The 13,607-nt window shown below is 32.6% G+C and carries 14 protein-coding genes and 1 tRNA gene; 9 read left to right on the top strand and 6 right to left on the bottom strand.

What is annotated here, in order from left to right; genetic code table 11:
• The first annotated feature begins 415 nt into the window (after positions 1-415).
• The 9 genes from buk (DTL3_RS07825) to DTL3_RS07785 all read left to right on the top strand — a co-directional run bounded on the left by buk (DTL3_RS07825) (position 416) and on the right by DTL3_RS07785 (position 8,335).
• The gene (gene buk / locus DTL3_RS07825) at positions 416-1,504 is read left to right on the top strand and encodes a butyrate kinase (protein ID WP_045088231.1); all 1,089 of its coding nucleotides are present in this window, start codon (positions 416-418) and stop codon (positions 1,502-1,504) included.
• A complete protein-coding gene (locus DTL3_RS07820; protein WP_045088709.1) occupies positions 1,504-2,400 on the top strand; it encodes a bifunctional enoyl-CoA hydratase/phosphate acetyltransferase in 897 nt (298 codons plus the stop codon). The genes buk (DTL3_RS07825) and DTL3_RS07820 overlap by 1 nt, the downstream gene beginning before the upstream one ends.
• Positions 2,401-2,415: 15 nt before the next feature.
• Positions 2,416-3,480, top strand: a complete 1,065-nt coding sequence (gene buk, locus DTL3_RS07815) for a butyrate kinase (RefSeq protein WP_045088230.1) — start codon at positions 2,416-2,418, stop codon at positions 3,478-3,480.
• 35 nt (positions 3,481-3,515) lie between these two features.
• A complete protein-coding gene (locus tag DTL3_RS07810) occupies positions 3,516-4,190 on the top strand; it encodes a nucleotide-binding protein (RefSeq protein ID WP_045088229.1) in 675 nt (224 codons plus the stop codon).
• Between the two features lie 70 nt (positions 4,191-4,260).
• A complete protein-coding gene (locus tag DTL3_RS07805; RefSeq protein WP_045088228.1) occupies positions 4,261-4,494 on the top strand; it encodes a 4Fe-4S dicluster domain-containing protein in 234 nt (77 codons plus the stop codon).
• Between the two features lie 13 nt (positions 4,495-4,507).
• On the top strand, positions 4,508-5,563 hold the full coding sequence (gene vorB / locus DTL3_RS07800) for a 3-methyl-2-oxobutanoate dehydrogenase subunit VorB (protein WP_045088227.1): 1,056 nt from the start codon (positions 4,508-4,510) through the stop codon (positions 5,561-5,563).
• Between the two features lie 21 nt (positions 5,564-5,584).
• On the top strand, positions 5,585-6,331 hold the full coding sequence (locus DTL3_RS07795) for a thiamine pyrophosphate-dependent enzyme (RefSeq protein ID WP_045088226.1): 747 nt from the start codon (positions 5,585-5,587) through the stop codon (positions 6,329-6,331).
• 44 nt (positions 6,332-6,375) lie between these two features.
• A complete protein-coding gene (locus DTL3_RS07790) occupies positions 6,376-6,918 on the top strand; it encodes a 2-oxoacid:acceptor oxidoreductase family protein (RefSeq protein ID WP_045088225.1) in 543 nt (180 codons plus the stop codon).
• 319 nt (positions 6,919-7,237) lie between these two features.
• Positions 7,238-8,335 carry a Glu/Leu/Phe/Val family dehydrogenase gene (locus DTL3_RS07785; RefSeq protein ID WP_045088224.1) on the top strand — a complete coding sequence of 366 codons (1,098 nt, stop codon included), beginning with the start codon at positions 7,238-7,240 and terminating at the stop codon, positions 8,333-8,335.
• Positions 8,336-8,389: 54 nt separating this feature from the next.
• Here the strand turns inward: DTL3_RS07785 and DTL3_RS07780 are convergent.
• The 6 genes from DTL3_RS07780 to DTL3_RS07755 form a co-directional block, all read right to left on the bottom strand.
• Positions 8,390-8,480: transfer RNA gene (locus DTL3_RS07780), tRNA-Ser, on the bottom strand.
• Positions 8,481-8,568: 88 nt separating this feature from the next.
• Positions 8,569-9,567: a tRNA (adenosine(37)-N6)-threonylcarbamoyltransferase complex transferase subunit TsaD gene (gene tsaD, locus DTL3_RS07775; protein WP_084217249.1), complete on the bottom strand. Its 999-nt coding sequence runs from the start codon at positions 9,565-9,567 to the stop codon at positions 8,569-8,571.
• A 1-nt stretch (position 9,568) separates the two neighbouring features.
• Positions 9,569-10,798: an ATP-dependent Clp protease ATP-binding subunit ClpX gene (gene clpX / locus DTL3_RS07770; protein WP_045088222.1), complete on the bottom strand. Its 1,230-nt coding sequence runs from the start codon at positions 10,796-10,798 to the stop codon at positions 9,569-9,571.
• Between the two features lie 77 nt (positions 10,799-10,875).
• Positions 10,876-11,766: a cysteine synthase A gene (gene cysK, locus DTL3_RS07765; protein WP_045088221.1), complete on the bottom strand. Its 891-nt coding sequence runs from the start codon at positions 11,764-11,766 to the stop codon at positions 10,876-10,878.
• 35 nt (positions 11,767-11,801) lie between these two features.
• On the bottom strand, positions 11,802-12,410 hold the full coding sequence (gene epsC, locus DTL3_RS07760) for a serine O-acetyltransferase EpsC (RefSeq protein ID WP_045088220.1): 609 nt from the start codon (positions 12,408-12,410) through the stop codon (positions 11,802-11,804).
• 124 nt (positions 12,411-12,534) lie between these two features.
• Complete coding sequence (locus DTL3_RS07755) at positions 12,535-13,602, bottom strand: hypothetical protein (RefSeq protein ID WP_045088219.1); 1,068 nt, start codon at positions 13,600-13,602, stop codon at positions 12,535-12,537.
• Positions 13,603-13,607 lie beyond the last annotated feature (5 nt).

The raw sequence follows: 13,607 nt of genomic DNA, 5'->3' as shown, positions 1-13,607 counted from the left end.
AATAATCCGAAATATTATTAGAAAGAAGTTAAATCAAGCAGTTAAAAAATGTATGAAATAAATTTCATGAAATTTATTTCATACTGATTTTAAACGTGTGTAATTGCCCATAATCTCCTCAAATTGCTAATAAATGACTTTGACAATTTAGATATATTTAATTATAATTAAAATGATAAGAAAAAATTACAAAAGAATTAAAATTCACAAACTTTTATTAATTTTTTTACTTTGTGAAAATGACCTATGAGTATGTATTTAAAATTTATAAGGTGTAGATTTGTGTAATATTAAGGACTTAGAAATGAATATTTTCTAAAAGTAAGCATTTGAATTTATAACAGGTCCATGGCGAAGCTCTCTCCCCAGCATCGGTACAAGTACCAAAGGTGTAATATGTTTAGGAGGTGCATATATGAAAAAAATATTAGTTATTTATCCAGATTGGAATGTTACTAAAATAGCACTATTTGAAGGCGAAAACAAGCTTCTTGAAAAAATCATTACGCACGATAAAACAATTTTATTAACATATGAGAGTATTATAGACCAATTTAATTATCGCAAAAAACAGGTTATACATTCATTAAATCAATTATGCATTTCAATTAACGAATTAGATGCTATAGCTGCAAGAGGTGGTGTATTATCACCAATGCCCAGCGGTACTTATATTGTAAATGAAACTATAGTCGATTATTTAAGAACAAAATCGCCAATAGAACATCCTGCAAATCTAGGCGCTCTTATAGCTTTTGATCTTTCAGAAACTAGTAATAAAAAACCCCCAGTTTTTATGACGGATCCTCTCTCTGTTGACGAGTTTGTTCCAGAGGCCAGAATTGCGGGTGTACCTCAATTAGAAAGAATTAGCAGATACAATGCTCTCAATATGAAAACAGTAGCACGATATGCATCAAACAAGTTAAAAAAAGATTATTGGGATTGTAATTTTGTGATTGCACATTTAGATAAACATATATCAATAGGTGCACATAGAAAAGGTTTAATGATAGATGTTACATATCCTTTTGACGAAGGACCTTTCGGCCTTCATACAACAGGAGATTTACCTCTAGTTGATTTAACAACTTGGATTTTTAAACATATGAATGAGTATAGCGAAAATGAAATAAAAAAAAGATTTATAGAAAATGGTGGCTTACTTGCTTATTTGGGTACATCAGAACTGGATGAGGCTGTTGAAAAAGGAATAACAGATAAAAACGCTAAATTGATTGTAGAGGCAATGGCATATCAAATAGCTAAAGAGATTGGGGCGATGGCAGCTGTGTTAGGAGGAGATATAGATGCAGTACTGCTAACAGGTGAAATTATAAATAATGAATGTTTTGTTAGATTAGTTAAAAATAAAATAGCAAAACTTGGTATAGTTATGCTTTATCCAGGATCTTATGAACTAGAGGGATTAGCTTATGGTGCATTAAGAGTGCTGTACCAGTTAGAAGAATTTTTGGTTTGGAAAGGAGAGAAAGTAACGTGATAAAAAAAATCGATCAAATTTTTGAAATGATAAGAAAGTATAAGGATAAAAAAGTTGTTTCGGTAGCAGCAGCAGAGGATTCTGAAGTATTAAAAGCTGTTCATCAAGCTATAGAGTTAGAGTTATGTGATTTTATTTTGTTTGGAAATAAGGATAAAATCCTACAAATAACTCAGGAAAATCAATTAGATCTGAGTAAAGTAGAAATCAGAAACACTAAAAACGATTATGAATCAGTTGTTGGGGCTATTGAAAGTGTAGCAAGAGGTGAAGCAAATCTTCCAATGAAAGGTAGAATAACAACAGCTGAGATTTTATCAACCTATTTAAAAGAAGAATATGGATTAAAGAGTGGAAAAACAATGAATTTAGTTTGTATTTTTGAAATTCAAAATTATCCTAAACTTATAATTCTGTCAGACGCAGGAATGGTAATTTCCCCAACACTTGAGCAAAAGATAGATACAATAAATAATGCTGTAGCTGTTGCACACATATTGGAAAATAAGGAACCTAAAGTTGCTATATTGGGTGCATTAGAGCAGGTTAATCCTAAAATGCCAGTAACAATGGAAGCAGCAGTATTAACTCAAATGAACAGAAGAGGTCAAATAAAAGGTTGTTCAATAGATGGTCCTTTTGCGCTTGATAATGCAATTTCTAAAAAGGCAGCTGAACATAAAGGATTAGTAAGTAGTGTTGCAGGCGATGCTGACATATTAATTGTGCCAGATATAGAGGCAGGTAATATTTTATATAAAGCTTTGGTATATTTTTCTGGGGCAAAATTGGCTTGTTCTGTTGTTGGGGGTAAAAAGCCTGTAATACTTACTTCTAGGGCTGATTCGAGTGAAACAAAGTTAAATTCAATAGCATTATCAATTTTATTGTCCTAAAGGTGAGTGAATATTATGTTTAAAATACTAGTTATAAATCCTGGTTCTACTTCAACAAAGATTGCAGTTTATGAAGATGAGAAAGAGGTATTGAAAGAAGTAATTCCTCATGATATTTCTGATCTTAAAAGATTTAGAAATGTTGTTGATCAGTACGAAATGAGAAAAGATACTATTTTAGAATTTCTTGAAAAAGAAAATATTAATTTAAACAGTATTTCTGCGGTTGTTGGAAGAGGTGGATTATTAAGACCTGTTCCAAGCGGAATATTTAAAATAAACGAAAAAATGTTAGATGAATTAAGAACAGCAAAATATGGAGAGCATGAATCTAATTTGGGAGCATTAATAGCGTATCGTATTGCAGAAAAAATTGGTGTTCAAGCATTAATTGCTGATCCTGTAGTTGTAGATGAATTGGAAGATATTGCAAGAATTTCCGGGCATCCAGATTTTAAAAGAAAGTCCATTTTTCATGCATTAAATCAAAAAGCTATTGCAAGAAAAATCAGTCAAAAGATTGGAAAAGATTACAAAATGTTAAATTTGGTTATTGTTCATCTTGGAGGTGGAATTTCTATTGGCGCTCACAAAAAAGGCAGGGTAGTAGATGTAAATAACGCTTTAGAAGGGGAAGGACCTTTTACTCCTGAACGTTCTGGAACTTTACCGTTAACCGGTTTCATAGATCTTTGTTATTATGTATATCCGGAATCAGATATCAGAAAATTAATAAAAGGAAGAGGCGGTCTTGTTTCTTATCTAGGAACTAATAATGCCAAAGAAGTTGTGGAAAAAATTAAAAATGGAGATGAATATGCCAAAAAAATATATTCAGCTATGGCTCACCAAATTATAAAATGGATAGGAAAAATGTCAGCTGTTTTGAATTTTGAAGTAGATGCAATAGGGTTGACAGGTGGTTTAGCAAATGAGAATGAATTTTTGATTCCTTGGATAAAAGAAAAAGTAGCTTTTATTGCTCCAATTTATGTGTTTCCAGGGGAAGAAGAGGAAGAAGCTTTGGCAAATGCTGCTTTAAGGGTATTAAGAGGGCAAGAAGAGGCTGTAGATTATTAATAGCCTTTAATAATGGTTTAAGGAGATAAAAGAAAATGCTGGATCAAATTCTTTATGATTATCAATCCCACATTTTCATAGGTATGGGAGGTTCTGGAAAGACTGAAATAGCTATTAATATTGCAATTAAATTGAAGGAGAAAAATCCAAATGTTGCTATAGTAGATTTAGATGTTGTAACTCCATACTTTAGGGTTAGAGATAAAATAGAAGAGCTAAAAAGTATGAATCTTTTTGTTATTACTCCGCCAGAAAAATATATTTATGTCGACCTTCCCATAGTACCTGCAGAGGTAGGAGGTTATCTAGTCAATCCGAATTATAAAACTGTTTTAGATGTAGGTGGAGATGAAAAAGGAGCTACCGTTCTTGGATCATTAAAAAATTTTTTAGACAATTCAAAAAAAGTTGTTTATTTTGTTGTTAACACAAGGAGACCATATACGCAGGATAAAAATAATATTAAAAAGTGTATGTTTCAAATTGAGAAAAAAACACGGACGAAAATCGATTTTTTGATATGTAATACACATCTTAAGGAAGAAACTACTAATTCAATAATTGAAGAGGGAGAGAGAATTCTAGAAAGTGTTTCAAAAGACACTGGAGTTCCTGTTTTATTTACTGCAATCTCAAAAATAATTTCAGAAAATTTTATAACAAGGTTCGAAAAATTACCTATAAAACTTTTTTTTGAAGGTGATTATTGAAGTTCAAAAATAAATTTTTCAATTTTGAATCTAATATGTGAATAAAATTGTAAGATTGGAGGTTAAAAGAATGATTGAACAGAGGTATATAGTGAATATAGATGAAAATAGATGTAAAGGTTGCGGACTATGCATAGAGTTTTGTCCAAAGCAAGTTTTAGAATTCTCAAGAAACTATAATGAAAAGGGGTACCATTATGCAAAAGTTTCAAAAATAGAAAATTGTATTGGTTGTGGATTTTGTTATCAAATGTGCCCTGATGTTTGTATAGGTATTAAAGTATTAGAGAAAATTAAGAGTTAAGGGGTTGATTTCATTGGAAAAGGTGCTAGTTAGAGGTGCCGAAGCAATTGCAGAAGCAGCTATTAGAGCTGGTTGTAGGCTTTATTTTGGATATCCAATTACGCCCCAAAGTGAATTAACTGAGTATATGGCAAAGAGGATGCCAGAAGTTGAAGGCGTATTTTTACAAGGTGAAAGCGAAGTTGCTGTTGTCAATATGGTTTATGGAGCTGCAATTACAGGAAAAAGGGTTATGACTTCAACTTCTTCACCGGGTTTCTCATTAATGCAAGAAGGTATTTCATATATAGCAGGAGCTGAACTTCCCTGTGTTTTTGTAAACGTAGTTAGAGGTGGGCCAGGTTTAGGGGATATTCAACCAGCTCAATCTGATTACTTTCAAGCAACAAAAGGTGGCGGACATGGAGATTACAGATTAATAGTTTATAGTCCAGAGTCTCTTCAAGAAGCGGTAGAACTTACTATGCATGCTTTCAATGTAGCTGATAGATATAGAAATCCAACTTTATTGTTAACAGATGGTCTGTTAGGCCAAATGATGGAACCTGTAAGATTTCCAGAATTTGTTGACCTTGATACTTTACCCAATCATTCTAATTGGGCGCTTAATGGTACTGCTATGAGTCGAAAAGCTCACAGAGTTTCATCTTTTGACTTGGATCCCGTTAGTTTAGAACAAAAGAATATGTCCATTCAGGCTAAATACAAAGAGGTTATTAACAATGAAATATTATATGAGGAATATCAACTTGATGATGCAGAAGTTGTTATTGTAGCATATGGTACGATGGGAAGAATTGTTAAGTCTGTTGTTAAGCAAGCAAGAGAAAAAGGGATTAAAGTAGGTGTATTCAGGCCTATAAGTTTATGGCCCTTTCCTTATATTCAATTAGCAAGATGGATAGACCAGGCTAGTTTCTTTTTTTGTGTTGAAATGAGTGCAGGACAATTTGTAGAGGATGTAAAGCTTGCTGTTGAAGGTAGGAAGCCTGTGGAATATTATGGAAGAATGGCAGGAATTATTCCTACTCCTGGCGAAATTTATGCCAAACTTATGGAACTTATTTAACTGATAAGAAGGTGAAAAGTCATGATTTACACTGAACGCTTCAAAGCTCCTCAATCCTTAAGCGGTAAGGAATTCTCATATTGCCCGGGTTGTCACCATGGACTTGTTCATAGAATAATAGCAGAGGTGATTGATGAACTTAACATACAAGGCATTACAATTATGGTAGCTCCAGTTGGATGTTCTGTTTTTGCGAATGATTTTTTTGAGTTAGACGGAACTATAGCCGCTCACGGAAGAGCGCCTGCTGTTGCTACAGGTATTAAACGAGCTAGACCTGAAAATGTAGTTTTTACTTATCAAGGAGATGGTGATTTAGCGGCAATAGGAACTGCAGAAATAATTCATGCGGCTAATCGTGGAGAGAAAATCACAACCATTTTTATAAATAACGCTATATACGGAATGACGGGTGGGCAAATGGCTCCTACAACGTTATTAGGAATGAAGACTACAACTACTCCCTATGGAAGAAACGAAAAAAACGAAGGTTATCCTTTGAGAGTGTCTGAAATACTGAAAGAAATTAGGGGTGTGGCATTTTTGTCTAGGACGAAGGTAAGTACTCCACAAGATGTTATAAGAACAAAGAAACAGATAAAAAAAGCTTTTATTGCTCAATTAAAAGGGATTGGATATGGAATAGTTGAAGTCTTATCTACTTGTCCTACTAATTGGGGACTAACCCCCATAGAATCTATGGAATGGCTTGAGGAAAATATGGTAAAAGAATTTCCTATTGGTGTATTTATTGATAAGGTTGGATAAGTAAATTGAATCGAAGGAAAATAGAAGCCTTGGAGGTGTTTAAAATGGCGTATCACAGTGTGATAGCAGCAGGTTTTGGAGGTCAAGGAGTTATGCTTTTTGGTCAAATACTATCAATGGCAGCAATGTTTGATGGCAAGTTTACTACTTGGCTTCCTTCTTTTGGACCTGAAATGAGAGGAGGAACTGCGAATTGCACAATAATAATTTCTGATGATTATATAGCTTCTCCTGTTGTGGATGAGCCAAGTGAAGTTGTTGCTTTTAATCTTCCATCAATGATAAAATTTGAGAAGACCTTAAAAGAAAACGGGATACTTATTATTAATTCTTCAGTTATTGATAAAAGACCTCATAGAGAAGATATTAAAATAATAAAAATCCCAGCTAATAGTATAGCGGACGAATTGGGAAATATTAAGGTTTCAAATATGGTAATGTTAGGGGCCTACTTAAAAGCTACAAAAGCGGTTTCCTTTAAATCAGTTGAAAAAGCCTTACAAGAAAGATTAACAGGAAAGAAGAATGAAATGATTAATATAAATTTAGAAGCGATAAAGGCTGGCATGAAAGAAGTAGTAAAATAATTATATCAGTTGTTTTATAATAGTAAATAGATGAAAAAAGTTCTGTTTGTATTAAAATACTATTTATAAAGATTTTTTTTGCAAATAGGGATTTAGAAATGAAGATTTTCTAAAAAATGGAATATTGAATTTACAATGAGTTCTTGACGTAGCACTCCTCCCATTTTCTCGGTACAAGTGCTGAGAGTTAAAAAATTGCTATTTAGGGAGTATTAGAAGTTGGGAGGTATTTTGTAAAAAAATCAAATACGAAATTTATAAATAATGCAGATTTTAGAATTTCTAAAATTAGTACTTTAAGCTATATAGGAGGGATATTATGATCTTTGATAGAATGGAAAACGGTGATTATGAACAAATTGTTTATTGTTATGACAAAACTTCCGGGTTAAAAAGTATTATAGTAATACATGACACAACTCTTGGTCCAGCCCTTGGTGGTTGTAGAATGTGGGATTATAAATCAGAAGAAGAGGCTTTGCGAGATGTAATGAGATTAGCAAAAGGAATGACATACAAAAATGCCGCTGCAGGTATAAATTTAGGTGGAGGAAAATCTGTAATAATAGGTGATCCAAGGAAAGATAAATCAGAAGCTTTATTTAGGGCTTTTGGAAGATTTGTAGAAAGTTTAAATGGAAGGTATATTACTGCAGAAGATGTTGGTACAAAAACCGAAGATTTGGATATTGTGTATCAAGAAACCAACTATGTGGTCGGAATTTCAGAAAGTTATGGCTCTTCTGGAAATCCCAGTCCTGTAACAGCTTATGGAGTATATAAATCAATGTTAAGGACTGCAAAAGAGGCATTTGGTGAAGAATCTTTGAAAGATAAAACAATAGCTATTCAAGGATGCGGAAACGTTGCTTATTATCTATGTAAATATTTAAAAGAAGAAGGTGCGAGACTAATTGTAACTGATATTTTAGAAGAAGCTATACAAAAATTTGTAGATGAATTTGGCGCAGAAAGAGTAGATGTGGATCAAATATATGAAGTAGAAGCTGATATATTTTGTCCCTGTGCACTAGGCGGTATATTAAATGATAATACTATACCCAAATTAAAAGTCAAAGCAATATGTGGAAGCGCTAATAACCAGTTGGAAGATATAGAGAGGCACGGACAAATGCTAGAGGAGAGAGGAATCATTTATGCACCAGATTTTATAGTTAATGCAGGTGGAGCAATAAATGTTGCAGATGAGTTAAGTGGTTATAATAGAGAAAGAGCTTTGTCTAAAGCAGGAAATTTGTATAATCAAATTGGTTTAGTATTTGAAATTGCTAAGAGAGACAAGATAACTACCGCTAAAGCAGCTAACAGAATGGCAGAAGAACGAATTGCCGCAATAAAAGAGATACACACATCTTTTTTGAAAAACGAACATAACGTATATACAAGAAGAAAATAGGCATAAAAAAGAGTCTAGATTGTGAATCTAGACTCTTTTGAAATTTACTTCTTCTGGCGGAGAGGGTGGGATTTGAACCCACGGACAGCTTTTAACCGTCACACGCTCTCCAGGCGTGCGCCTTCAGCCGCTCGGCCACCTCTCCTTAATATTATTTCTTTATTGACATTCTTAGATTGCTAGAGAATATTATATCATATTCAACTGATAAGGTCAAGTTTTCATAACTTAGTTTATATTTCTGATAAACCTAAATTTGGGGACACATCTAAATCTAAACTATTAATTAAACCTCGTTTATATTTTTCATAAGCTGCTCTTGCTATCATTGCAGCGTTGTCCGTGCAAAATATTAAACGAGGATAATATATGTTTATTTTATTTTTGAATTTGTCTAGCTTTGTTCTCAATACTGAATTAGAGGCTACTCCTCCGGCTATTACTATATCATGTATATTGTTTTCTAAAGCATATTTTGTTACCTTGTGAACTAAAGTATCAGTAATAGCTTCTTGAAAAGATGCTGCTATGTCTTCTATTCTAGCCTCTGGATGTTCATTAACAAAGTATAACACCGAAGTTTTTAGTCCAGAAAATGAAAAATCGTATCCTTCGTTAAGCAAAGGTTTTGGGAAATCGTAAATATGTTTTCCATTTTTAGCTGTTTCTTCTATTATAGGTCCACCGGGATATCCAAGGCCGAGGATTCGTGCTACTTTATCAAATGCCTCTCCTGCCGCATCATCTCTTGTTTGACCAATAATTTCAAACTCTAGGTAATCTTTTGTCAATAGAAGCATGGTATGGCCACCAGAAACCAACAGTGTCAGAAAAGGCGGCTTTAAATCAGGAAAATCAAGAAAATTAGCATATATGTGTCCTATCAGATGATTTACACCTATAAAAGGTGTATTAAAGGATAGTGACATTCCCTTGGCAAAACTTGTTCCAACTAATAGGGAACCAATCAAGCCAGGTCCATAAGATACTGCTACTGCGTTAATTTGATGTGGAGCTATCCTAGATTGTTCAAAAGCTAATTGAGTTAGCTTATATAAAAATTCAACATGTTTTCTAGCAGCAACTTCAGGTACTACACCACCAAAAACTTTATGAATATCAATTTGCGAAACCACTATATTTGAAAGTAAATTATTTGCCCCTTGCAGTATGGCAACTGCTGTTTCATCACATGATGTTTCTATAGCAAAAATAATTGGTTCTTGTTCTATTTTATGCAGTCTCCTTTCTTTTAAAAACAGGCTTTTTATGAATTATAGCATTATCATCAATTATTATTTTGTTTATTTTATTTTTCATCTCGGGTGCTTCATACATTATATCAATCATAACTTCTTCAAAAATTGTTTTTAAGGCTCTAGCACCTGTACCTCTTTTCAAAGCTTCTTTAGCTATTAAATTTAGAGCTTCAGGTGTGACTTCTAATTCAATTCCTTCTAATTCTAACATCTTTTTATATTGCTTTAACAAAGCGTTTTTAGGTTCAGTTGCTATTTTTATTAAATCCTCAACACTTAAGTCATTGAGAGTTGCAATAACAGGAAACCTTCCAACAAATTCAGGTATTAAACCATATCTAATTAGATCATCTTGGATAATATTATCCAAAAGTTCTCCTACTCTTTGTTCCTTGTTGCTTTTTATATCTGCACCAAAACCTAAGGAAGAATCTTTTATCCTATGTTTAATTATATCAGTTAAACCATCAAATGCTCCTCCGGCAATAAAAAGAATTTTAGAGGTATCGATTTGTATAAATTCCTGATATGGATGTTTTCTACCTCCTTGTGGAGGTACATTTGCGATTGTTCCTTCAACTATTTTTAAAAGTCCCTGTTGTACACCTTCACCAGATACATCTCGAGTAATAGAAGGGTTTGGAGACTTTCTTGCAATCTTATCTATCTCGTCTATATAAATAATACCTTTCTGGGCTTTTTGAACGTCATAATCTGCAGCTTGTAGAAGTCTTAATATAACGTTTTCTACATCTTCACCTACGTATCCTGCTTCTGTTAAAGTAGTAGCATCTGCAATAGCAAAAGGAACATCTAAGACTTTGGCTAAAGTTTGAGCTATTAACGTTTTTCCAGTCCCTGTAGGACCAATTAATAGAACATTAGATTTGTCTATTTCTACATCGTCTATATCATTAGCAGAAAAAATTCTCTTATAATGATTATAAACAGCCACGGAAATGATCTTTTTGGCTTTTTCTTGGCCAATCACATAATTATCTAAATAATTTTTTAGTTGTTTTGGTGTTAAAGTAGATTTTATAGCTTCTTTTTTGTTTTCAGTCGTTTTTGATTTGTTTTCTTCTACGAGTTCACTAAAAAGGTCAATACATTCGTCGCATATATATATCCCATTCGGTCCTGCTACTAAAGCGCCTGTTTGACTGTAAGGTTTACCGCAGAAAGAACAATGTTTCTCAGCCATTGAATATTCCTCCCAAATTTAACAAATTACTTCTAAAATATATTCATTCGAATTCTACCATATTTATGTTAACTAGTTTATAACAAACTCATGTATTTATCCCCACTGTCAGGGGCTATTGTCACTATTCGTCTTCCTTTTCCAAACCTAGTAGCTAATTTTAGTGCTGCTGCAATATTTGCTCCTGAAGATATTCCAACAAACAATCCTTCAAGTTTTGATAATTCTCTTGTCATATTGATAGCTTCTTCATCAGTAATTTGCATAACTTCATCTATTAAATCCATATTCAAATTATCGGGTATAAATCCAGCTCCAATGCCTTGAATCATATGTGGTCCTGGATTTCCTCCAGATAAGACAGATGAATTAGCTGGTTCAACAGCTACTATTCGTACACAATCTGAGAAGGTTTTTTTCAATGCTTTTGCAACGCCTGTAATGGTCCCTCCTGTTCCAACGCCAGATACAAAAACATCCATAGAATAATCCATTTGTTTGATTATTTCAGGTCCTGTAGTGACTTCGTGTGAATATGGATTTGCGGGATTTGCAAATTGATTTGGCATGAAACCCTTTGTTTTTTCAACTATTTCTATTGCCTTACTTATAGCGCCCTTCATTCCTTGTTCAGCAGGGGTTAAAATTAGTTCTGCGCCTAATATTTTTAATATTTTTTTTCTTTCTTCGCTCATACTTTCAGGCATAGTTAATATTACCCTATACCCTTTGCTTTTTCCAATCGCTGCTAGGGCTATTCCAGTATTTCCACTAGTTGGTTCGACGATTATATTTTGAGTTTCGTTGAGTTCATTGTTTATTTCGGCGTGCTTAATCATAAAAAAAGCAGGTCTGTCTTTTATACTACCTGCAGGATTGTTTTTTTCAAGCTTAACAAACACTCTTCCTGGTTCAATTAATCGAGATAAAGTAATCATAGGAGTGTTACCAATAGAAGTATAAATCAATAGAATTTCCCCCTAACTTATTTGATATTTATAGATTAAAGGATATAATCTGAATTAATCGTATTATTTAAATCATAATAGTTTGAGGATGGGCAATTCAATTTTTTAATTTTCCCAGGGACCCCTACTACTAATGATTTAGGTGGAACGTCCATTAAAACGACAGCGTTGGCACCTATTACTGAATCATCACCAATATAAATATGACCAAGTATTTTAGCTCCTGCACCTATCATTACATTTTTGCCTACAATAGGGTGTCTTTTTCCAGAAGTTACTTTTTTAGAACCAAGCGTTACTCCCTGATAAATTAAAGTTCCTCTCCCTACACTTGCAGTTTCACCAATAACAACTCCAAATCCGTGATCAATCACTATTCCTGGCTCTATAAAAGCTGCTGGATGAATATCCATAGAATGAATTATTTTACTTAAAACATAAATAATATATGAAATAGGGTATATTTTATATCTATAAAAGAAATTAGCGAATCTATAAGCCATCAACCCATGGAAAGATACAGAAGTAAAAAAGACCTTCCATTTATTCTTTGCTGTGGGGTCCTTTTCGATATACATGTCTAAATCTTCTGATAGATCTTTGAAGATTTTTATAAAATCTTTGAAAAAGTTAATTACCTTCATCCTCCTCACACTCCCCGAATGAAATTAATCCTAACAAAATTTATCAACTTTAACTAAAAGAATTATACTCCTTATTCTTTTCAAATTAACATTAATTATTTTAATAAATGTTAATTTTTGATTCCTAAGCTTTTTTATACTCTTGTACTAAGAAACTAGCTATCTTATTTTGTTTTCCATCGATTAATATCATCTCTTTATCATTTAAAGCTATTTTTAAGTTTTCAGACATTCTGGATAATATTGATCTTAACTTTCTAATATGTATAGGTATTATATACTGATTTTTAAAAGAATAAGGTAATTTGAATGAAATCTTTGAATTTTTTTCTTCTTTATAAATAAAACTATTATTTTCTTTTAATACTAGATAAGCTATGTTACTTTCAGTGAAAGTAACATAGAGTTTTCCTAAAGCATTCTTTAATTCTCGGGTATTTATTTCTTTTTCTTCAAAATTATCTTTTTGAATGATAATGTCTTTTTTAAAATCAGGTTGAGAAGAACATATTCTAATAAACACCCCTGAAGTATGTAATATTATATGGTTCTTATCGATACCAAAATCCAAAATAACATTTTTTTTCAAAAGATTTAAAGATTTTACTATATGCCTAGCAGAAATAAAAGGTATTTCTTTGTGAAAATCGATTTTTGAAGGAGCAAATAAAGCATTTAATTTATAGAAATTACATATATAGCCAAAAAAGATATTGTTTTCCACAGTAAATAGGTCTATCACGTCTCCTTCACTGGCGGAAGCAGAAACAAAATCCATACTATCAATAAAAAAAACCAATTTGTTTCTGTTTAAAAGGGTGAAATTTTTGTTTAAATCCTTAATCTCATCCTCTCCTAATTTCTCAATTTTACTATTTAATTTCATACCTTCCAGTTCAAAGAATATTTCATTATCTTCGACAGAAATTTTAACCAAAGAGTCGTCATTCAGTTTTGTACCTTTAATTATACCTTTTAGGTACTGTACAGGAACAATTGCAACTCCCTCGAAGGGTAGAAATTCTTTGGTAACATTTAGATAAAGCTCAGCACAGCCGTCCGTAGCAAAAATTCTTAGAGAATTGTCATAATAAAAATAAGCATTTCTAAAGGAAGGTTCAACAGTTCCACAAAAAGCATCAAGAAAATTAGTAATTTTTTTAAATTCAAAAAAAGTAAGCCATCCTTCCACTTAAT

This window comes from Defluviitoga tunisiensis, assembly GCF_000953715.1.
Classification (GTDB): domain Bacteria; phylum Thermotogota; class Thermotogae; order Petrotogales; family Petrotogaceae; genus Defluviitoga; species Defluviitoga tunisiensis.
This window is presented reverse-complemented; position numbering and strand designations above follow the sequence as displayed.

Excerpts from the sequence above, each read along its gene's own strand:
- buk (WP_045088231.1), top strand. The coding sequence starts at position 416 with ATGAAAAAAATATTAGTTATTTATCCAGATTGGAATGTTACTAAAATA.
- buk (WP_045088230.1), top strand. The coding sequence starts at position 2,416 with ATGTTTAAAATACTAGTTATAAATCCTGGTTCTACTTCAACAAAGATT.
- DTL3_RS07810 (WP_045088229.1), top strand. The coding sequence starts at position 3,516 with ATGCTGGATCAAATTCTTTATGATTATCAATCCCACATTTTCATAGGT.
- DTL3_RS07805 (WP_045088228.1), top strand. The coding sequence starts at position 4,261 with ATGATTGAACAGAGGTATATAGTGAATATAGATGAAAATAGATGTAAA.
- DTL3_RS07795 (WP_045088226.1), top strand. The coding sequence starts at position 5,585 with ATGATTTACACTGAACGCTTCAAAGCTCCTCAATCCTTAAGCGGTAAG.
- DTL3_RS07790 (WP_045088225.1), top strand. The coding sequence starts at position 6,376 with ATGGCGTATCACAGTGTGATAGCAGCAGGTTTTGGAGGTCAAGGAGTT.
- DTL3_RS07785 (WP_045088224.1), top strand. The coding sequence starts at position 7,238 with ATGATCTTTGATAGAATGGAAAACGGTGATTATGAACAAATTGTTTAT.
- clpX (WP_045088222.1), bottom strand. The coding sequence starts at position 10,798 with ATGGCTGAGAAACATTGTTCTTTCTGCGGTAAACCTTACAGTCAAACA.
- epsC (WP_045088220.1), bottom strand. The coding sequence starts at position 12,410 with ATGAAGGTAATTAACTTTTTCAAAGATTTTATAAAAATCTTCAAAGAT.